The organism is Oceaniovalibus guishaninsula JLT2003 (assembly GCF_000299575.1).
Taxonomy (GTDB): Bacteria; Pseudomonadota; Alphaproteobacteria; order Rhodobacterales; family Rhodobacteraceae; genus Palleronia; species Palleronia guishaninsula.
Genome location: NZ_AMGO01000036.1, coordinates 60,739 through 79,497 on the forward strand (window position 1 = coordinate 60,739; position 18,759 = coordinate 79,497).

An 18,759-nucleotide genomic window follows, 5' to 3' on the forward strand; every position below is an offset into this window, starting at 1 on the left:
AGGGGATGCCTGTCGGGGGTTCGCCCCAAAGGACAACGCCCTTTTGAACGCTCGAAAGGAGATCAGCCGTGACCAAACGCACGTCTGCCAAGTACAAGATCGACCGCCGCATGGGCCAGAACATCTGGGGCCGTCCGAAATCCCCGGTGAACCGCCGCGAATACGGCCCCGGCCAGCATGGCCAGCGCCGAAAGGGCAAGGTGTCCGATTTCGGCCTTCAGCTTCGCGCCAAGCAGAAGCTCAAGGGCTATTACGGCGACCTGACCGAAAAGCAGTTCAAGCGCATCTTCGTCGAGGCCGAGCGCGTGCGCGGCGATACCGGCGAGAACCTGATCGGCCTGCTGGAACGCCGTCTGGATGCGGTCGTCTATCGCGCCAAGTTCGTGCCGACCATCTTCGCCGCCCGCCAGTTCGTGAACCACGGCCACGTCACCGTGAACGGCCAGCGCGTCAACATCCCGTCCTATCGCGTCAAGGAAGGCGACGTGGTCGAGGTGCGCGGCAAGTCCAAGCAGCTCGTCTCGGTGCTCGAGGCGGTGGGTCTGGCCGAACGCGACGTGCCCGACTACATCGACGCCGACCATTCCAAGATGACGGCCACTTTCGTGCGCACCCCCGCCTTGGGCGACGTGCCCTATGCCGTCCAGATGGAACCGAACCTGGTCATCGAATACTACGCGCAGAACTGACGGTTCTCTTACGCGAATCTTACGGTTTTCATACGGCCGCTCCGATCCGGGGCGGCCGTTTTCGCATGGCGCATGGCGTCGCCGCACCACATCGCATCCGCCTGCCCACAAGGGCCGGCGCGGCCATTCCCATCGCCCCGGCACGGCCCTATAGGGGCCGGGACTGGAAGGATCGCCCATGACCCACGCAATCGAACCGAAGGCCGGAATCCTGGAAATCGCCCCCTATCAGGGCGGTGCCAGCCACGCCGAAGGCGTCGCCGATGTGGTCAAGCTGTCCTCGAACGAGAACCCTTTCGGCGCCCCCGAAAGCGCCCGCGAGGCGCTGCGCAAGACCGCGCATCTGCTGCACCGCTACCCGCCCACCGACCACCGCGACCTGCGCCGCGCCATCGCCGACGTGCACGGCCTGGACGCCGACCGGATCGTCTGCGGCGCCGGAAGCGACGAACTCATTCATATGCTATGCGTTGCCTATACAGGCCCCGGCACCGAAGTGATCCATACCGAACACGGCTTTGCCATGTACAGGATCAGCGCGCTGGCATCGGGCGCCACACCCATCGAGGTGCCCGAGCACGAGCGCAAGGTCGATATCGACGCGATCCTCGACGCGGTCAGTTTCCGCACCCGGCTGGTCTTCATCGCCAACCCCGCCAACCCCACCGGCACGATGCTTGGCAGCAACGAGATCGGCCGCCTCGCCGCCGAATTGCCCGAACACGTGCTGCTGGTTCTGGACGGCGCCTATGCCGAATACGTCGAAGGTTACGACGGCGGCGCCCGACTTGTGGACAAGCGCGAGAATGTCGTGATGACGCGGACCTTCTCGAAGATCTACGGCCTGGGCGGCCTGCGTGTCGGCTGGGCCTACGGCCCCGCCCCCGTGATCGACGTCCTCAACCGCGTCCGCGGCCCCTTCAACCTCGGCCTCGCCCAACTGGAAGCCGCCGAAGCGGCGGTGCGCGATCAGGATTTCGTCGATCGCTCGCGCCAGGAAAACGCGCGGATGCGGACATGGCTGGCCAAGGCTCTGGCGGAGCTCGGCGTGCCGTCGGACACTTCGACCGCCAACTTCGTGCTGGCCCGGCTGGACAGCGCCGAGGAAGCGGATGCCTGCGAGGCCCATCTGCGCGCCAACGGCCTGCTGGTGCGCAAGGTGGCGGGCTACAAGCTGCCCAATTGCCTGCGCATCACCGTCGGCGACGAAGCGTCGTGCCGCCGCGTCGTCCATGCCATCGCGGGGTTCAAGGGACAGGACGCATGAACGCCCCCTATGACCGCGTCGCGCTGATCGGGCTGGGCCTGATCGCGGGGTCGATGGCGCTGGCCATGCGCCGCGCCGGGATGACCGCCGAGATCGTGGGCACCGCCCGGTCCGCCGAGACCCGCGCGGCCGCCGAACGCCGCAGCTTCTGCGACCGCGTCGTCGTGACCGCGGCCGAGGCTGTGGCGAACGCCGATCTGGTCGTTCTGGCGGTCCCGGTGGGCGCTATGGCCGCCGTCGCCGCCGAAATCGGCCCGCATCTGATGCCCGGCGCAACCGTCACCGATGTCGGGTCGGTCAAGCGCGCGGTGATTGACGACGTGGCCCCGCACATCCCCCCTGGGGTGCATTTCATCCCCGGCCACCCGCTGGCGGGCACCGAACGGTCCGGACCCGATTCGGGCTTTGCCGAACTCTTCGACAACCGGTTCTGCCTGCTGATCGACGAGGGCGCCGATCCGCAGGCCCTGACCCGGCTGGCGGATTTCTGGAAGGCGCTCGGCGCGCAGGTCGAAACGATGGATGCCGATCATCACGACCGCGTGCTGGCCGTCACCAGCCACACGCCGCACCTCATCGCCTATACGATGGTCGGGGTGGCGGACGATCTGCGCCGCGTGACCGACAGCGAAGTCATCCGCTATTCCGCCGCGGGCTTTCGGGACTTTACCCGCATCGCCGCCAGCGATCCGACGATGTGGCGCGACGTGTTCCTGAACAACCGCGAGGCGACGCTGGAAATCCTCGGCCGCTTCACCGAAGAACTGTTCGCCCTCCAACGCGCGATCCGCAAGGGCGACGGCGACCATCTGCATGCCTATTTCACCCGCACCCGCGCCATCCGGCGCGGCATCGTCGAGGCGGGACAGGATACCGACGCACCCGATTTCGGCCGCGGCGGCCGAAGCTGACCCTGCCGCCGCTCAAGGGCGGCGGGGCCGGCATTTCCGCGGTTAATCCGCCGCGCCTTGCCGCGGATAGCCCAGGGGGCGCATCGCGTCGCGGATTTCGTCCAGGATCCTCGGATCGTCGATGGTCGCGGGGGCGGTGAACGTGTCGCCGTCCGCCACCCGCGCCATCGTCGCGCGCAGCGTCTTGCCCGACCGCGTCTTGGGCAGCCGTTCGACCACAACGGCCAGCTTGAACGCCGCCACAGGCCCGATCTGATCGCGGACAAGCTGCACGCATTCGCGCGCAATCTCGTCGTGGTCGCGGTTCCGGCCCCGAACCAGCGTCAGGAACCCCATCGGCAACTGGCCCTTCAGGTCGTCCCGCACCCCGATCACGGCACATTCCGCCACGTCGGGATGGGTGGCGATGACCTCCTCCATCAGGCCGGTCGAGAGGCGGTGCCCGGCGACGTTGATGACATCGTCGGTGCGCGCCATGATCCACAGATAGCCGTCATCGTCCTTCATCCCGGCATCGCCCGTCTCGTAATAGCCGGGAAACGTGGACAGATAGCTTTTGCGGAAACGCTCGTCGGCGTTCCACAGCGTCGGCAGCGTGCCGGGCGGCAGCGGCAGCTTGATGGCGATGGCGCCCAGCTCGCCCGGCTGTTTCTCGGTCCCGTCCTCGGCCAGGATGCGCACGTCATAGCCCGGCATGGCGACGGTGGGCGATCCGATCTTGACGGGCAGCGGTTCGATCCCCGTGGGGTTGGCGGCGATGGCGAATCCCGTCTCGGTCTGCCACCAGTGGTCATAGACCGGCACCCCCATCACCCGGCCTGCCCATTCGATCGTGTCGGGATCGGCGCGTTCGCCCGCCAGATACAGCGCACGCAGGCAGGATATGTCGTAATCCTTCAGCGCCTCGGCATCCAGGTCTTCGCGGCGGATGGCGCGCATGGCGGTGGGCGCGGTGAAAAAGCTGCGCACGTTATGTTCCGAGATCACCCGCCAGTAGGTGCCGGCATCGGGCGTGCCCACCGGCTTGCCCTCGAACACCACCGTCGTGTTGCCGTGGATCAGCGGGGCATAGCAGATATAGCTGTGGCCGACGACCCAGCCCACATCGGACGCGGCCCAGAACACCTCGCCCGGATCGACATTGTAGACGGCCTTCATCGTCCAGTTCAGCGCCACCAGATGCCCGCCCGTCGCGCGCACCACGCCCTTGGGCTGCCCCGTCGTGCCGGAGGTATAAAGGATATAGGCCGGATGATTCGCCTCGACCGGAACGCAGCCGGCGGGGGTCGCGGCGGCGACGGCCTCGGCCCAGTCGTGATCGCGCCCCTCGATCAGATCGGCGCGGCAGGCATCGCGTTGCAGCACGATACAAAAGTCGGGCTTGTGCGTGGCTTCCTCGATGGCGCGGTCCAGCAGCGGCTTGTAGGGCACGGTGCGTCCCGGCTCGATCCCGCAACTGCCGGCCAGCACCGCCTTGGGCCTGCAATCGTCGATGCGCGTGGCCAGTTCGTGCGCCGCGAAGCCGCCGAAGACGACGGAATGGATTGCGCCGATGCGGGTGCAGGCCAGCATCCCGATCAACGCCTCGGGCACCATCGGCATGTAGATGACCACCCGGTCGCCCTTGGTCACGCCCCGTTCGGCCAGGGCGCCCGCCAGCGCCGCGCAGCGCGTTTGCAGCTCGGCATAGCTGATGCGGGCCTTGTTGCCGGTGACGGGGCTGTCCCAGATGATCGCGGTACGGTCGCCGTGACCGTTGGCGACATGGCGGTCCACCGCGTTGTGGCAGGTATTGACCATCCCGTCGGGGAACCATTCGTAGAAAGGTGCGCGGCTGTCGTCCAGGGCGCGGGTCGGGAACCGGTCCCAGTCGATGGCGCGCGCGCGCTCCATCCACCAGCCTTCGGGATCGGCCTGCCAGGCCGCATAGGTTTCTGCGAACGTCATCGGATCCTCCACCCGGTCTTTCGCCAGTGTTACGCCGCGCCGCCGACAGGCCGCAAGATCGCATGCCGAATGTCGGAATCGGACATTTGCGTCGCGAACCGGCTAGCGCGGCGGCGACGGGGCTGGAAAGCTGCGGGCGCGGACCTGGAAGGGGTGCCGCGACAAGGAAACCGGACATGCCGAAACGTAACAAACCGACCGCCAATGCCGCCAAGTCCAGCTGGACCGACAGCGGAACCCCCACCAAGGCCGCCGCGCAGGGTGCCCGCAGACCGCCACGGCGGGGCAAGTGACGGGCGGACCGGCAGGCAGTCGGTTTGCGACATCCCTGCCGGTTTCGGGCGCGACGGCTTGCGTCGCCTTGCCCATCCTCCATCGTGCGGGGCCGTCATGCCGCGATCCCCGCTTCAACAAGGTCATCACGCCATGGGCGACAAGAATCCCAAGAAAAAGATGAAGGCCGCGAAGCCCGCAGCCAAACCCGCTGCGGCCGCCCCCGCGGCGGACAAGGCCAAGACCGCGCCGAAGAAGGGCGCGAAATAACCCGGCGGTCCTGTCCCGCAACGGGCGGGACCGTCAGCGCAGCGCGCGGCCCTTGACGATGGCCGCGTTCCCCCAGCGTGCGCGGATCGCATCCGCCGCGCGTTCGGCACGGGCACGCGCGGCCGCGTGCGGATCCAGCAGATCGCCGGACGCAACTGCCGAATCGGCGGGCTTGAGGTCGGACAGCCCCACCCCCAGCAGCCGGAACGGCCCGCGCGCCGCCACCGGGTCGAACAGCCCGCGCGCGGTGCGATAGATCGTGTCGGCGATCTGCGTGGGCGCGCGCAGCGTCAGGCGGCGCGACAGCAGGCTGTGATCGGCGCGCTTGAGCTTCAGCAGCACGACGCCGCCGACCAGCCCCTTGGCCTTGGCGCGGCCCGAAACCTTTTCCGACAGCCGCCAGATATGACCGTCCAGCACATCGGGATCGCCGGTATTCTCGTTGAACGTCGTCTCGTTGCTGATGCCCTTGACGGGGGTGTGCGCCGACACGCGGCGACGATCCTCGCCGCGCGCCAGATGCCACAGGCGGTCGCCGGTGCCGCCGAACCGCTGGATCAGGTCGCGGCGGTCCCAGCGCAGCAGGTCGGCGAAGGTGCGGATGCCGGCGGCGTCCAGCGACCGCTGCGTGACCTGCCCCACCCCCCAGATCAGGCGCACGGGCTTGTCGCGCAGGAACGCCGCCGTCTCGGCCCGGCCGATGACGGCAAAGCCGCGCGGCTTGTCCAGATCGGACGCGATCTTGGCCAGAAACTTGTTGTGCGACAGCCCGATTGACCCGGTGATGCCGATTTCGGCCTGCATCCGCCGCACCAGCCGCGCCAGCATGATTGCGGGCGGCGCGCCGTGCAGCCGGGCGGTGCCGGTCAGGTCCATGAACGCTTCGTCCAGACTCAGCGGCTCGACCGACGGCGTCAGTTCGTCCATCAGGGCGCGGACGGCGCGACTGGCCTCGGCATAGGCGTCGAAGCGCGGCCGGACGATCACCGCTTCGGGGCACAGCTTCAGCGCCTGGAACATCGGCATGGCGCTGCGCACGCCCTTGATGCGTGCGATATAGCAGGCCGTCGTCACCACGCCGCGCCGCCCGCCGCCCACGATCACCGGCTTGTCGCGCAGGGACGGATCGTCGCGCTTTTCCACGCTGGCATAGAACGCGTCGCAATCCATGTGCGCGATGCCCAGATCGAACAGTTCGGGATGGCGCAGCAGCCGCCTGCCGCCGCAGGCCGGGCAGCGGCGCGCGGCCTCGGGCAGGTCGTCGAACGGCGTCAGGCAATCGCGGCAAAGGCTCGGCATGTCCCATTCTAGCGTGCCGCGCGCCCGGCGCCATCCCGCGATCGGCCTTTGCCCGCGCCGCGATCCGTGGCAAAGCAGCCCGGTTGCCCGAAGGAACCTGCCATGACCCAGATCATCCATCACCTGTCCGAAATCGCGTCGTCCTACGACGCGTTGTTCTGCGATCTGTGGGGATGCTTGCATAACGGCGTCACCGCCTTTCCCGAGGCGGTGGCCGCCTTGCGCGACTTCCGGCAATCCGGCGGCGTCGTCGTGCTGCTGACCAACGCGCCACGGCCCCGCGCCTCGGTGGCCGAACAGATCGCCGGCATGGGCGTGCCCGAGGATTGCTGGGACACCATCGCCACATCGGGCGACAGCGCGCGCGCGGCGATGTTCATGGGGGCCGTCGGCAGCGACATCTTCTTCATCGGCGAGGATCGCGATACCGGCTTTTTCGAACCGATGGCGATCGTTCCCGATCCCGTCCCCATCCGCCGCGTGCCGCTGGAACAGGCCGAGGGGATCGTCTGCACCGGCCCCTTCGACGCGCTGGCCGACCCCGAGGTGCTGCGCCCGCAGCTTCTGTATGCCAAGACCAAGGGGCTGACGATGCTCAACGCCAATCCCGACATCGTGGTGGACAGGGGCGACGTGCGCGAATGGTGCGGCGGGGCCGTCGCCGCGCTTTACGAAAGGATGGGCGGCAAGACGATGTCCTTCGGCAAGCCGCATCCGCCCGTCTATGACCTGGCGCGCCGGCGGCTGGCGGAATTGGGCCGCGACGTGTCCGACGACCGCATCCTGGCCGTGGGCGACGGCATCGCCACCGACATCCAGGGCGCGCAGGGCGAGGGACTCGATTCGCTGTTCGTGACGGGCGGTCTGGCGGCGCTGGAAACCGCGACCGACGTTCATCCCGGCGAGGAAGACCTGCGCCGCTTTTTGTCCGCCAACCCCGTTTCGCCCACCTTCGCCATCGGCAAGCTGCGCTGACGCCATTGCAGGCGGGAACGCGGCGGCCTCACGGCTTGCGCGCCTCCGCCGCGGCGTCTATCGCCCGATCATGCGGATCTTGCGCGACTATACCGGACTGGACGGCGACGACCGGGGCGCCAGCGTCGCCATCGGCAATTTCGACGGTGTGCATACCGGCCACCGGACCGTCATCGCGCTGGCCACCGACAAGGCGGCGCGCCTCGGCGTGCCTTCGGGCGTTCTGACGTTCGAGCCGCATCCGCGCCAGTATTTCGCCCCCGACACGCCGCCTTTCCGGCTGATGAACGCCGAAGCGCGCGCGAACCGGCTGGCCCGCCTGGGGGTGCAGCGACTTTACGAGTTGCCCTTCGACGATGCGCTGGCGGGCCTATCGGCCGAAGCGTTCGCGCATGACGTGCTGCATCGCGGGATCGGGGCGCGACACGTCGTCATCGGCGCCGATTTCCGCTTCGGCAAGGGTCGCGCGGGCGACGCCGCCGCCATGCAGCGCTTCGGCGACGACATGGGCTTCGCCGTCACCATCGCCCGAATGGTCGAAACGAACGGCACGGACGTCTCCTCGACCCGCATCCGCGAGGCGCTGAGCGACGGGCGCCCCGCCGATGCCGCCGCCATGCTGGGCCATCTGCACCGGATCGAGGGGCCGGTCCTGCACGGGGCCAAGCGCGGCCGCGAATTGGGCTATCCGACCGCCAACATGTCCATTGCCGGGCTGCATCCGCCGGCGCACGGCGTCTATGCCGTCACGGTGGAAATCCTCGACGGACCGCAGGCGGGGCATTACGGCGGCGTGGCGTCGCTGGGCGTGCGGCCGATGTTCGGCGTCAACGAAGCCAACATCGAAACCCACATCTTCGACTTCATCGGCGATCTTTACGGCCGCCACCTGTCGGTCGGGCTGGTCGCCTGGCTGCGCGGCGAGGAAAAGTTCGGCTCGCTCGACGCGCTGATCGCGCAGATGCACGACGACAGCGCCCGCGCCCGCCGCATCCTGGCCGCCGCATGAAACCGAAGGCGGACCCGATACGCCGCGACGTGGGCCGTCCCCGTTTCTGGGAAACCGTGCCGCTGGACCGCATGACCCCCGCGGAATGGGAGGCACTTTGCGACGGTTGCGGCAAATGCTGCCTCAACAAGCTGGAGGACGAGGAGACGGGAGAGGTCGCGCTGACCCGCATCGCCTGCCGCCTGCTGGACGATTCCACCTGCCGTTGCGCGCACTACCCGATCCGCAAGCAATTCGTCCCCGAATGCGTCGTGCTGACCCCCAGGACGCTGCCGAGATCGGCCTACTGGATGCCGCGAACCTGCGCCTACCGGCTGCTGCACGAAGGCAAGCCGCTGTTCGACTGGCATCCGCTGCTGACCGGCGATCCCGAGAGCGTGCATCGCGCCGGCATCTCGCTGCGCGACCGCACCATCCCCGAATTCGAAATCCCCGAAGAGGACTGGGAAGATCATATCATAGACGAGCCGACCTGATGCACTTCGCGTCCGACAATTCCGGCCCCGTCCACCCCGCCATCGTCGAGGCGCTGGTCCGCGTCAACGAAGGCCACGCCATGCCCTATGGCGCCGACGCCGCAACGGCCGATGCCGTCGCCCGCATCCGCGACCTGTTCGAGGCGCCCGAGGCGGCCGTTCATCTGGTCGCCACGGGCACGGCCGCGAACGCGCTGCTGCTGGCCACGATGTGCGCGCCGTGGCAGACGATCTTCTGCGCCGACATCGCGCATGTGGCGATGGACGAATGCGGCGCGCCCGAATTCTTCACCGGCGGCGCCAAGCTGTCGCTGGTCCCGACCGAGCATGGCCTGATGACCCCCGATGCGCTGGAAACGCGCATCGCCGCCGCGGCGCAAGGCGTCGTGCACAGCGTGCAGCGCGGCCCGGTCACGATCACCAGCGTCACCGAATGCGGCACGGTCTATTCGCCGGATGCCCTGCGCGACCTGACCGGCGTGGCGCAGGCGCATGGTTGCGCGGTGCATCTGGACGGCGCGCGCCTTGCCAACGCAGCCGCCGCGCTGGGATGCAGCCCGGCCGACATGACGTGGAAGGCGGGCGTCGATGCCGTCAGCTTCGGCGGCACCAAGAACGGGCTGATGGGGGCCGAGGCCGCGATTATCTTCGACCCCGCCCTTGCCTGGCAGTTCGAGCTGCGGCGCAAGCGGGGCGGGCATCTTTTTTCCAAGCACCGCTATCTCGGCGCGCAGATGGCGGCCTATCTGACCGACGATCTGTGGCTGACGATGGCAGGCAGCGCGAACCGCGCGGCGGCGCGTCTGGCGCAAGCCATCGCCGATCTGCCGGATGCGCGGCTGCTGCATCCCTGTCAGGCGAACATGGTCTTCGCCGAATGGCCCCGCGCCGCGCATCGCCGCGCACTGGCGGCGGGTGCCGCCTATTACCCTGCGGGGTCGCTGGATGGCCCCGACGACGAACCCGTGGCGGCAAGGATGGTCTGCGACTGGTCGGCCAGCGACGCGGATACCGACCGCTTTGTGGCCCTTCTCAGGGGCTGAGGAACGCCCGGATCGCCCCCGCGACCGCGTCGGGGTGGGAAATCGGCACCATATGCCCCGCCCCGTCGACCACGACCTCGCGCGTGTCGGGCAGGCGGTGGGCCAGCCGGGCATGGATCGCCGCCATCACCGGCTGCGTCCGCGATCCGCGGATCAGCAAGACGGGCGCGCCGACCGCCTCCAGCCGGCCGGGCGTCAGAACGCCGCCGCTGTCCTCCTCGATGCCGGGGCGCTGCGCCGCGACCATGCCGATGCGCGCGGTCATGTCGTCCCGCTGCGCGTCCGACATCGCGTCCCACGGCGCCCCGCCCCAGACGCCGATGAAGGCGCGCGCCGCCGCCCTGTCGCAGCCTTGAGCCAAGGCCGCCGCGAACGGGGCCATCCGCGCCTCGTGCGCCGCATGTTCGGGCGTGCCGCGGGCCGCGGCGAAGAAGACCGGCTCGATCAAAGTCAGGCTGCGCACGGTCTCGGGCCGCTCGACCGCCAGCCGCAGCGCGACCGTCGCGCCGAAGGAATGGCCGATCAGGTCGGCGGGGCCGTCGCAGAACGTCGCCGCGACTTCGGTTGCGCGGCGCTGGAAATCGGCGCCGTCCCAGTCGCTGCCGCCATGCCCCGGCAGATCGGGCATGGTCATCTGCAACAGATCGTCCAGCCGTGCTGCGACCGGCGCCCAGGCCCGTCCGCGCGCCAGCGAACAATGCAGCAGCAGAGCCGCGCGCGGCCCCTGCCCCGCTACGTCCCAATGCGTGCGCAGCCCGGCGCGCCGCCCCTCGGGCATCAGGCGGCGTCGGACAGGTGCCGGTCCAGCGCGTCCAGCCTGTCCTGCCCCCAGAAACGCTGGCCGTCGCCGGTGATGTAGAAGGGCGCGCCGAAAACGCCCGCGCGCACCGCCTCGTCCAGATTGCGGGCATAGATGTCGGCTCCCGTCATCAGCCCGCGATCCGCAAGGGCCGGATCGAACCCCGCTTCGGCCAGGCAATCGCGGATCACCGCGTCGTCGGCGATGTCGCGGTCGTCCGCCCAGACCGACCGGGTGAACGCCTGCACCAGCGCGCCCAGATCGCCGCCGCCCGCCTGCTGCGCCGCGATCAGCGCATAGGCCGACGGCGCGGCGTTGGTCGGCCAGTGACGCGGTCGCAGGTTCAGCGGCTTGTCCAGCGCGCGGGCGGTCCGTTCCAGATCCTGCAATCGGTATTCCTGCCGCGACGGATGCCGGTCCTTGGGCGGCAGCCCGCCCGTCAGCGCGAAAAGCTGCATGATGTCCAGCGGCTTGTAGGTGACGGTCGCGCCGTGCCGCGCCGCGATTTCCTCGAACCGGGTGCCGGCCAGATAGGTGAAGGGCGACAGCGTCGAAAAGTAGTAGTCGATATGTGTCATCGTCGCCCTCTCGCGGTTTGCCAGAGCCTAGTCGCGTGCTAGGCGGTGTCAACGCGGCGAATCCGGGATGCGGAGGCCGCCATCGCAGCCGCCCGAGGATCCCATGCCCACCAGTTCCGAGCCGAAGCTGATTGCCGGCAACGCCAACCCGACGCTGGCCCGCGCCATCGCCAGGCGGATGTCGATGCACCGGGGCGTCAGCGTCGGGCTGGTCGATGCGCGGGTGGAACGGTTCAACGACCAGGAAATCTTCGTCGAGGTCTACGAGAACGTGCGCGGCGAGGACATGTTCGTCATCCAGCCGACCAGCAATCCGGCCAACGACAACCTGATGGAACTGCTGATCATGGCCGACGCGCTGCGCCGGTCCTCGGCCGCGCGGATCACCGCCGTCATCCCCTATTTCGGCTATGCCCGGCAGGACAGGCGCACCAAGGCCCGCACGCCGATCACCGCCAAGCTGATCGCCAACATGATCGTCGAATCGGGGATCGAAAGGGTGCTGACGATGGATCTGCATGCCGCGCAGATTCAGGGGTTCTTCGACATTCCGGTGGACAACCTCTATGCCTCGCCCGTCTTCGCGCTGGATATTCGCAACGCCTTTCGCGGGCGGATGGACGACCTGATGGTGGTGTCGCCCGATGTCGGCGGCGTGGGGCGCGCGCGCGAACTGGCCCAGCGGATCGGCGTGCCGCTGTCCATCGTGGACAAGCGCCGCGAAAAGGCCGGCGAGGTGGCCGAGATGACCGTCATCGGCGAAGTGGCCGGCAAGACCTGCCTGATCGTGGACGACATCTGCGACACCGCCGGAACGCTGTGCAAGGCGGCCGACACGCTGATGCAGGCCGGCGCGACCGAGGTTCACGCCTATATCACCCACGGCGTGCTCAGCGGGCCCGCCGTCGAACGGATCGGCAATTCGTCGATGAAAAGCCTGGTCGTCACCGACAGCATCGAACCCGCGGGTCCGGTGCGCGCCTGCCCCAACATCCGCATCGTTCCGACCGCGCCGATGTTCGCGCAGGCGATCCTGAACATCTGGAACGGCACCAGCGTCAGCTCGCTGTTCGACCCCAAGGCGCTGGGGCCGATCTACGAAGGGCTCTACGAAGACGCCTGAGCGTCAGGCCGCGATCCGGTCGGGATCGGCGGCGGCGTCGCGCATCCGAGCCCGCCAATGCGTCGCCATCGTCACGATCCGCGGCTCGTGCGTCATCTCGGGCGTGCACAGCAGCCGCGCCGTGCGCGACGACGCCGCGACGTCCCGCCCGCCCAGCCACGACAGCGGCACGGCCAGCAGCAGCGACGCCGCGATGGGCAACAGCCAGACCGAGATCAGACCGGCCCCCAGCCCCGCGACCAGCAGCGCGCCCAGCAGCGTCTCCAGCGCGTGAAAGCGCACAAGCTGCAACCAGCCGATCGGCCCCTGCCCGCGCAGCGGCGTCCAGTCGCCGCCCAGCCCGGTGACGGACCGCAGCACGGCGACAAGCTGCTGGATCATCAGCACCGGCGCGATGGCGACGGCCATCGCGATCTCCAGCGCGAAGGATTGCCAGAACCGCCCGGCCCCGCCCCAGGCGTCGTAACCCGAAGGCTGGCGCGCCAGCGCGAAGGCCGCCATCAGCTTGGGGCTGAGCAGCGCCAGATACATGAAGACCAGCATCCCCAGCCCCTGCTGCCCCGAAATCTCGGGCCAGACGGGCATCGTCGGGTTGGCCGGCGTGAAATAGGCGATGACGTTGGCGTCCTCGCCGTTGCCCAGGATCGCCCAGATCACCAGCAGGGCGAACCATGCAGGCGCCATCAGATAGGCCATCGCCCCCGCGAACAGATGGAACCGCGAAACCGGATGGAAGCCCCGCGCGCATAGCAGCCGCAGATGCTGCAGGTTGCCGTGGCACCAGCGCCGATCCCGCAGCGCGTATTCGACCAGGTTCGCCGGGCTTTCCTCATAGCTGCCGGCGATGCGCGGCAGGAACCTGACCGCCCAGCCGGCGCGGCGCAGCAGACCCGCCTCGACGAAATCGTGGCTGAGGATCAGCTTGCCCTCGCCGCGCAGCGCGCGCAGACGCGGCAGACCCGCGCATTGCGCGAAGGCGCGGGTGCGGATGATGGCGTTGTGGCCCCAGTAATTGCCTTCCTGCCCGGCCCAGCTCGACAATCCCTCGGCCAGAAGCCAGCCATAGGCGCCGCTGGAAAACTGTTGCAGCCGCGCGAAAAGCGTCCGCGCCCGGATCAGGCGCGGCAGCGACTGGATCAGCCCGGCAGACGGATCGGCGGCCATCTCAGCGGCCAGCGTCTCCAGCGCCTCGGCGCTCATCAGGCTGTCGGCGTCCAGAACGATCAACGCGTCGTAACGCCCGCCCCAGCGGCCGATCCAGTCGGCCAGATTGCCGATCTTGCGGTCGGTGTTCAACGTCCGGCGGCGATACCACACCGGCAGCGGCGCATCGCGGCGCAGGCGGGCGAAGGCGCGTTCCTCCTCGGCGATGACGTCGGGGTCGCGGCTGTCGCTCAGCACGAAGAACTCGAAGGCGTGATCGCCCTTCAGACCGGCGATATCCTCCAGCATGGCCGCGGCGTTGCCCATGACGGCCTCGGGCCGCTCGTTATGAACGGGCATCAGCAGCGCGACGCGCAGGGGTTGCGCCAATGGGGGGGCCGCCGCCGGGGCGGATGCCAGGGCGCGCGTCGCCAGCCCCAGCGCTGCCGTGGCCACCCCGAAGCTGATCCAGAAGAAGGTGAAGCCGACCAGGCCGATCAGCGCCCGTTCGATCCAGCCCAGCCCGCCCGCGTCCAGCCAGACGACCAGCGCCGCGACCATGCCCGCCGTCAGTGCCGCCGCCACCGTCAGCACCGTCGCGCGCGGCGCCCAGACCTGCCGCCCCGCTTCCCAGGCCGGCGCGTTCTCGTCGCGGTAGCGGCGGCCGAAATCCTGCCCCCGATGCGCCAGCGGTGCCTCGGGGGGCATGACGCAAAGCGGGGGGATCGCTGTCAGATGGTCCATCGGTAAAGCCATACCTCGGAAATGCGCCGCGATTCCCTGTCGATCTCGGCCCGCATCTCGATCGACTTCAGGTCGGCAGCGTCGAACGTGAATGCAAGACGCGGACCGCCTGTTTCGGGGTTGCGCTGCAACTTCGTCGCCAGCAGCGTCCCGCCGCTCAACGTGACGCGGGTGACGAGGCCCGCCATGTCGGCATCGCTCAGGTCGTCCCCCTGAAAATCGACGGTGACGACATGGCCGCCATTGGGCGACGCACCGATCCGCGTCTGCGTGACGATCAGTTCCGGCCGGTCGCCCTGCGGCGCGGGGTCCGCCCCCCAGTCCAGCCGATAGGCATGGCGATGGGGCACGCCCGGCTCCAGCGGATCCGCAGGCTGCCAGAAGGCGACGATATTATCATACCATTCGCGGTCGGCCGGAATCTCGACCAGCTTGACCGCGCCCTTGCCCCAATCCCCCTCGGGCGTGACCCAAAGGCCCGGACGATCCTGATAATGCGCTTCCAGATCGGCGTAATCGCCGAACCGCCGCGGCCGCTGCATCAGCCCGAAACCGCCCACCCCCCTGTCCAGGAACGCGCTGATCTGCAATTCGCGCGGATTGGCCAGGGGCCGCCACAAAGGTTCGCCGTTGCCGTTCAGGATGGCCAGGCCGTCGCTGTCATGCACGGCGGGGCGGTAATCGTCGAACCGGTTGCGGTTCGTCTCGTCGAACAGGAACATGCTAGTCAACGGCGCCAGCCCGACAGTTTTCAGCGTCTTGCGGGGGAACAGGGTGGCGCGCACGTTCATGCCGGTGACATCGCCCGGCGAAATCTCGAACCGGTAGGCCCCCGCGACGGACGGCGAATCGAGCAGCGCATGCACGACCAGAACCGTCGCGCCCGGCTGCGGCCTTTCCAGCACGAAGCGGGTGAAATCGGGAAATTCCTCGCCCTCGGGCGTGCCGGTGCCGATGGCAAGACCGCGCGCTGACAGGCCATAGGTCAGCCCCCGCGCGATGGCCCGGAAATAGCTGGCCCCCTGAAAGACGGCGAATTCGGTATAGATCCCCGGCCGGTCCAGTTCCGACCGCAACCGGAAGCCCGAGAACCCCACCGTGTCGTCCACCGGCAGCGACGGCGCCTTGTCGGTGCGGTCGTATAGGTCGAGGTCGAACAGGATCTCGCGCGCCTCATTGCCCTCGGCCACGTCGATGCGGACGGCGCGGCGGAAATACAGCCCCGGATGCAGCAGATCGACGCGCACCGGCAGATCGGTGCCGTTCCACAGCGCGTCCTTTTCCCGGAACCAGTAAAGGCGGTGCTGGTCATAGGTCAGGTCGGTCCATTCGCGCGGCAATTCGGGCCGCGCCTTCCAGGGACGGCTGGCCAGATCGGCGGCGACGGGTTCCAGCCCGTCCGGCCCGAAGGGCTGCGGCGGCCCGAAGCGGATCGGCACGCCGGGCCGTTCCTTCGCCCCCGCGGGCCGCGCGGCCATGCAGGCCGCCGCAAGCGCAAGAAAGGAACGTCGGTCGATCATGGCGTCCGTCTCCAGGGTTGTGACTTGAACCAGCCGACCGCATAGGCCACCCCGACCAGCGCCGCCAATCCCAGGGCGTTCAGGACCAGCGGAATGGCGCCTGCGGTGCCCGCCACGTCCAGCGCCACGCCGATCAACTGCGCCAGCACCATCGAGAAGACGAAGACCGCCAGCGATTGCTGTCCCACCTTGATCGTCGCCGCCAGCAGCCCCGACCACACCGTCGCCGCCCATCCGCCGCCGCGCGCGCGCAAGCGGGCGCCGTCCGGCCCGGCGGCCGCCCAGGCCAGATAGGCCAGCGCCAGGAAATGCGCATAGCGCAGCAACCCGAAATCGGTCTTGTCGATGGCCGCGCCCAGCGCCACGCGCAGATCGCGCAGCGGCTCGAACGCGCGCAGGAACTGCCAATGCGCCAGCGGCAGGCTGGCCAGCACGACCGCAAGGCAAACGGCGATCAGCCATCCCCTGACGGGCGGCGCCGGAATCCAGCCGCGCATCAGCGCAAAGCCGGTGAAGAACACCAGTTGCCAGGCGAAGGGGTTAAAGAACCAGCGCCGTTCCGACCACGGCTCGGCCGGCAGGCCCATCAGGTCGAATTGCGCCAGCCCCTAGATCCCGCAGACCAGCGCAACGGGCGCCCAGACGCCCAGTCCGCGCGCCGCCACCACCAGCGGCATCAGCGCCAACAGCCCCAGATACATCGGCAGGATGTCGAAATAGTTGGGCACATAGCGCAGCGTCATCAGCGCCGGAAGCTGCGTCGCCGGATCCTTGAAGAACGGCACCAGGTTCAGGTTGCCGATATAGGACCGTCCGAACGCCCCCGTCGCGTCCAGCATCGCCATCAGCGCGGCGGTGGCGACGAACAGCCCGATATGCGCCCAGTAGATCTGCCAGATCCGCTGGATCGTCCGCGCCGTCCCCATTACCCAGCCGCGTCTGGCAAAGATGCCGCCGAAGGCGATGGCCGACGCCATGCCCGAACAGAAGACGAATATCTCGGTCGAATCGGAAAACCCGAACCGCCCCGGCATCCACTTGGCCAGCGGATTGCGCGGAACATGCGCCACAAGGATGACGAACATCGCCACGCCGCGGAAGAAGTCCAGCCGGATGTCGCGGCCCTTCGCGGCCGCGCCTTCGATCGACGCAGTCGGCACCGGCCAGCGGCCGCCGGAAATGTCGGGCGAATCGGCAATAACGGTCATGGCGATCCAGAAGGCCTCCGGCGTCCCGGCCACCCAAGCCGCGCCGTCGGCGCGCCATTACCACGCCGCCGCGAATGCGCAAGCGGTTACGCAGCGCCCCTGGTTCGCGGACCGATCCTAGCCGGCCTTGGCGCCCTCGCGGCCCAGCACGGTCTGCAATATCTCGTCGGTATCGGCCCCGAAGGCACGCGGCGCCAGGCGATAGCTGACAGGCGTCGCCGACAGCTTCAGCGGGTTACCCAGCATCGTCACATAGCCGCGCGCCGCGCCGGGCACGTCCATCCGCACGGTCATTTCGCGGGCGCGGGCCTGATCGCTGCCAAGCGCCTGACCGATATCGTTGACCGGCCCCACGGGCACCTTGCGCCTTTCCAGCCCGGCGATGACCTCGCCCGTCGTGCGGTCGCGGATCGCCGGAACGATGCGGTCGTAAAGGTCGGCGCGGTTCTGCGCCCGCGCGGGGTTGGTCGCGAACCGCGCGTCGCCGGGCAGGTCCGGCAGTCCCAGAAAGTCGCTGAACCGCGCGAATTGCAGATCGTTGCCGACCGCGACGATGACATGGCCGTCCGATGTCGCGAACACGTCGTAGGGCACGATGTTGGGATGCCCGTTGCCGCGCCTGACGGGCAGCTCGCCGCTTTCCAGATAATTCGTCGCCTCGTTCACCAGCCACGCCATCTGCGTATCGACCAGCCCCACATCGACATGCTGCCCCTCGCCGGTGCGGTCGCGGTGGCGCAAGGCGGCCAGGATGCCGGTGCAGGCATACATGCCGCAGACGATGTCGGCGACGCCGACGCCCACCTTCATCGGCGCGCCGTCGGGTTCGCCCGTCAGCGACATGATCCCGCCATAGCCCTGCGCCATCAGGTCATAGCCCGGCTTTTCGCGGTTGGGGCCGGTCTGTCCATAGCCCGAGATCGAACAGTAGATCAGGCCGGGATGCCGCCGCAGCATCGTTTCGGCGTCCAGCCCGTATTTCGCCAGCCCGCCGGGCTTGAAATTCTCGATCACCACATCGGCCTTGGCGGCAAGCGCGCGGATCGTCTCCTGCCCCTCTGCGCTGGCCAGATCGACGGCGACGGAATACTTGTTGCGGTTGGCGGCCACGAAATAGGCCGACATGTCCAGCGGCCCGTCGCGGCCCGCGATCATCGGCGGGCCCCATGTGCGCGTGTCGTCGCCGTTCGTCGCCGGATTCTCGATCTTCCAGACATCCGCGCCCAGATCGCCCAGCAACTGCGTACAGGTCGGCCCCGCAAGGATCCGCGTCAGATCGAGAACCCTGATTCCGTCCAGCGCGCCCGCCATTCCTGCCTCCTTCTTTCGCAGCACCCTTGCAATGGCAGGCGGGGCCGGATGCGTCAACTCGGGCGGGGTTGCGGCCTGCACAACCTTGGCGGTATTGCAGCGCCACCCGAACTTGCCGAAAAACAGGAACGCGCCCTGTTACCTTGTCGGACTTTCCTGCTAGGGACGGCGGGC

Annotated in this window: 15 protein-coding genes and 1 pseudogene; 8 read left to right on the plus strand and 8 right to left on the minus strand. The window is 68.6% G+C overall.

Annotated features, from left to right (window positions below; genetic code table 11):
* The first annotated feature begins 68 nt into the window (after positions 1 to 68).
* From rpsD to OCGS_RS08425, 3 genes are all read left to right on the plus strand, one after another.
* Positions 69 to 689 carry a 30S ribosomal protein S4 gene (gene rpsD / locus OCGS_RS08415; RefSeq protein WP_007426812.1) on the plus strand — a complete coding sequence of 207 codons (621 nt, stop codon included), beginning with the start codon at positions 69 to 71 and terminating at the stop codon, positions 687 to 689.
* A 178-nt stretch (positions 690 to 867) separates the two neighbouring features.
* Positions 868 to 1,956 carry a histidinol-phosphate transaminase gene (gene hisC / locus OCGS_RS08420; protein ID WP_007426813.1) on the plus strand — a complete coding sequence of 363 codons (1,089 nt, stop codon included), beginning with the start codon at positions 868 to 870 and terminating at the stop codon, positions 1,954 to 1,956.
* On the plus strand, positions 1,953 to 2,867 hold the full coding sequence (locus OCGS_RS08425; RefSeq protein WP_007426814.1) for a prephenate/arogenate dehydrogenase family protein: 915 nt from the start codon (positions 1,953 to 1,955) through the stop codon (positions 2,865 to 2,867). The genes hisC and OCGS_RS08425 overlap by 4 nt, the downstream gene beginning before the upstream one ends.
* 42 nt (positions 2,868 to 2,909) lie before the next feature.
* On the opposite strand, the gene OCGS_RS08430 is transcribed toward OCGS_RS08425, so the two are convergent.
* Together OCGS_RS08430 and OCGS_RS08435 are read right to left on the minus strand one after the other, a co-directional pair.
* Entirely contained in the window at positions 2,910 to 4,814 is a 1,905-nt protein-coding gene (locus tag OCGS_RS08430; RefSeq protein WP_007426815.1) for a propionyl-CoA synthetase, read from the minus strand.
* 576 nt (positions 4,815 to 5,390) lie between these two features.
* A complete protein-coding gene (locus OCGS_RS08435) occupies positions 5,391 to 6,656 on the minus strand; it encodes a DNA polymerase IV (RefSeq protein WP_007426816.1) in 1,266 nt (421 codons plus the stop codon).
* 102 nt (positions 6,657 to 6,758) lie between these two features.
* On the opposite strand from OCGS_RS08435, the gene OCGS_RS08440 reads away from it, so the two are divergent.
* From OCGS_RS08440 to OCGS_RS08455, 4 genes are all read left to right on the plus strand, one after another.
* The gene (locus OCGS_RS08440) at positions 6,759 to 7,631 is read left to right on the plus strand and encodes a TIGR01459 family HAD-type hydrolase (protein WP_007426817.1); all 873 of its coding nucleotides are present in this window, start codon (positions 6,759 to 6,761) and stop codon (positions 7,629 to 7,631) included.
* A 70-nt stretch (positions 7,632 to 7,701) separates the two neighbouring features.
* Positions 7,702 to 8,640 (plus strand): bifunctional riboflavin kinase/FAD synthetase, encoded by a 939-nt coding sequence (locus tag OCGS_RS08445; protein WP_007426818.1) that lies wholly within the window; start codon positions 7,702 to 7,704, stop codon positions 8,638 to 8,640.
* Entirely contained in the window at positions 8,637 to 9,116 is a 480-nt protein-coding gene (locus OCGS_RS08450) for a YcgN family cysteine cluster protein (RefSeq protein ID WP_007426819.1), read from the plus strand. The genes OCGS_RS08445 and OCGS_RS08450 overlap by 4 nt, the downstream gene beginning before the upstream one ends.
* On the plus strand, positions 9,116 to 10,159 hold the full coding sequence (locus tag OCGS_RS08455; RefSeq protein ID WP_007426820.1) for a threonine aldolase family protein: 1,044 nt from the start codon (positions 9,116 to 9,118) through the stop codon (positions 10,157 to 10,159). Before OCGS_RS08450 ends, OCGS_RS08455 begins: the two co-directional genes overlap by 1 nt.
* On the opposite strand, the gene OCGS_RS08460 is transcribed toward OCGS_RS08455, so the two are convergent.
* Both OCGS_RS08460 and OCGS_RS08465 read right to left on the minus strand, forming a co-directional pair.
* Entirely contained in the window at positions 10,149 to 10,937 is a 789-nt protein-coding gene (locus tag OCGS_RS08460; RefSeq protein WP_007426821.1) for an alpha/beta fold hydrolase, read from the minus strand. The genes OCGS_RS08455 and OCGS_RS08460 overlap by 11 nt on opposite strands.
* Positions 10,937 to 11,536, minus strand: a complete 600-nt coding sequence (locus OCGS_RS08465; protein WP_007426822.1) for a 2-hydroxychromene-2-carboxylate isomerase — start codon at positions 11,534 to 11,536, stop codon at positions 10,937 to 10,939. Before OCGS_RS08465 ends, OCGS_RS08460 begins: the two co-directional genes overlap by 1 nt.
* A gap of 103 nt (positions 11,537 to 11,639) precedes the next feature.
* Between OCGS_RS08465 and OCGS_RS08470 the strand changes: the two genes are divergently transcribed.
* Entirely contained in the window at positions 11,640 to 12,659 is a 1,020-nt protein-coding gene (locus tag OCGS_RS08470) for a ribose-phosphate pyrophosphokinase (RefSeq protein ID WP_007426823.1), read from the plus strand.
* Between the two features lie 3 nt (positions 12,660 to 12,662).
* On the opposite strand, the gene mdoH is transcribed toward OCGS_RS08470, so the two are convergent.
* The 4 genes and pseudogenes from mdoH to OCGS_RS08490 form a co-directional block, all read right to left on the minus strand.
* Positions 12,663 to 14,546 carry a glucans biosynthesis glucosyltransferase MdoH gene (gene mdoH, locus OCGS_RS08475; protein ID WP_007426824.1) on the minus strand — a complete coding sequence of 628 codons (1,884 nt, stop codon included), beginning with the start codon at positions 14,544 to 14,546 and terminating at the stop codon, positions 12,663 to 12,665.
* Positions 14,534 to 16,066, minus strand: coding sequence for an OpgD/OpgG family glucan biosynthesis protein (locus OCGS_RS08480; RefSeq protein WP_007426825.1), 1,533 nt, complete (start codon positions 16,064 to 16,066; stop codon positions 14,534 to 14,536). Before OCGS_RS08480 ends, mdoH begins: the two co-directional genes overlap by 13 nt.
* Positions 16,063 to 17,274 (minus strand): annotated as a pseudogene (locus OCGS_RS08485) (OpgC family protein). Before OCGS_RS08485 ends, OCGS_RS08480 begins: the two are co-directional and overlap by 4 nt.
* 117 nt (positions 17,275 to 17,391) lie before the next feature.
* A complete protein-coding gene (locus OCGS_RS08490) occupies positions 17,392 to 18,585 on the minus strand; it encodes a CaiB/BaiF CoA transferase family protein (RefSeq protein ID WP_007426828.1) in 1,194 nt (397 codons plus the stop codon).
* Positions 18,586 to 18,759: the final 174 nt, after the last annotated feature.

Excerpts from the sequence above, each read along its gene's own strand:
- hisC (WP_007426813.1), top strand. The coding sequence starts at position 868 with ATGACCCACGCAATCGAACCGAAGGCCGGAATCCTGGAAATCGCCCCC.
- OCGS_RS08430 (WP_007426815.1), bottom strand. The coding sequence starts at position 4,814 with ATGACGTTCGCAGAAACCTATGCGGCCTGGCAGGCCGATCCCGAAGGC.
- OCGS_RS08480 (WP_007426825.1), bottom strand. The coding sequence starts at position 16,066 with ATGATCGACCGACGTTCCTTTCTTGCGCTTGCGGCGGCCTGCATGGCC.
- OCGS_RS08460 (WP_007426821.1), bottom strand. The coding sequence starts at position 10,937 with ATGCCCGAGGGGCGGCGCGCCGGGCTGCGCACGCATTGGGACGTAGCG.
- OCGS_RS08450 (WP_007426819.1), top strand. The coding sequence starts at position 8,637 with ATGAAACCGAAGGCGGACCCGATACGCCGCGACGTGGGCCGTCCCCGT.
- OCGS_RS08440 (WP_007426817.1), top strand. The coding sequence starts at position 6,759 with ATGACCCAGATCATCCATCACCTGTCCGAAATCGCGTCGTCCTACGAC.
- OCGS_RS08455 (WP_007426820.1), top strand. The coding sequence starts at position 9,116 with ATGCACTTCGCGTCCGACAATTCCGGCCCCGTCCACCCCGCCATCGTC.
- OCGS_RS08445 (WP_007426818.1), top strand. The coding sequence starts at position 7,702 with ATGCGGATCTTGCGCGACTATACCGGACTGGACGGCGACGACCGGGGC.
- OCGS_RS08465 (WP_007426822.1), bottom strand. The coding sequence starts at position 11,536 with ATGACACATATCGACTACTACTTTTCGACGCTGTCGCCCTTCACCTAT.
- mdoH (WP_007426824.1), bottom strand. The coding sequence starts at position 14,546 with ATGGACCATCTGACAGCGATCCCCCCGCTTTGCGTCATGCCCCCCGAG.
- OCGS_RS08425 (WP_007426814.1), top strand. The coding sequence starts at position 1,953 with ATGAACGCCCCCTATGACCGCGTCGCGCTGATCGGGCTGGGCCTGATC.
- OCGS_RS08490 (WP_007426828.1), bottom strand. The coding sequence starts at position 18,585 with ATGGCGGGCGCGCTGGACGGAATCAGGGTTCTCGATCTGACGCGGATC.
- OCGS_RS08470 (WP_007426823.1), top strand. The coding sequence starts at position 11,640 with ATGCCCACCAGTTCCGAGCCGAAGCTGATTGCCGGCAACGCCAACCCG.
- OCGS_RS08435 (WP_007426816.1), bottom strand. The coding sequence starts at position 6,656 with ATGCCGAGCCTTTGCCGCGATTGCCTGACGCCGTTCGACGACCTGCCC.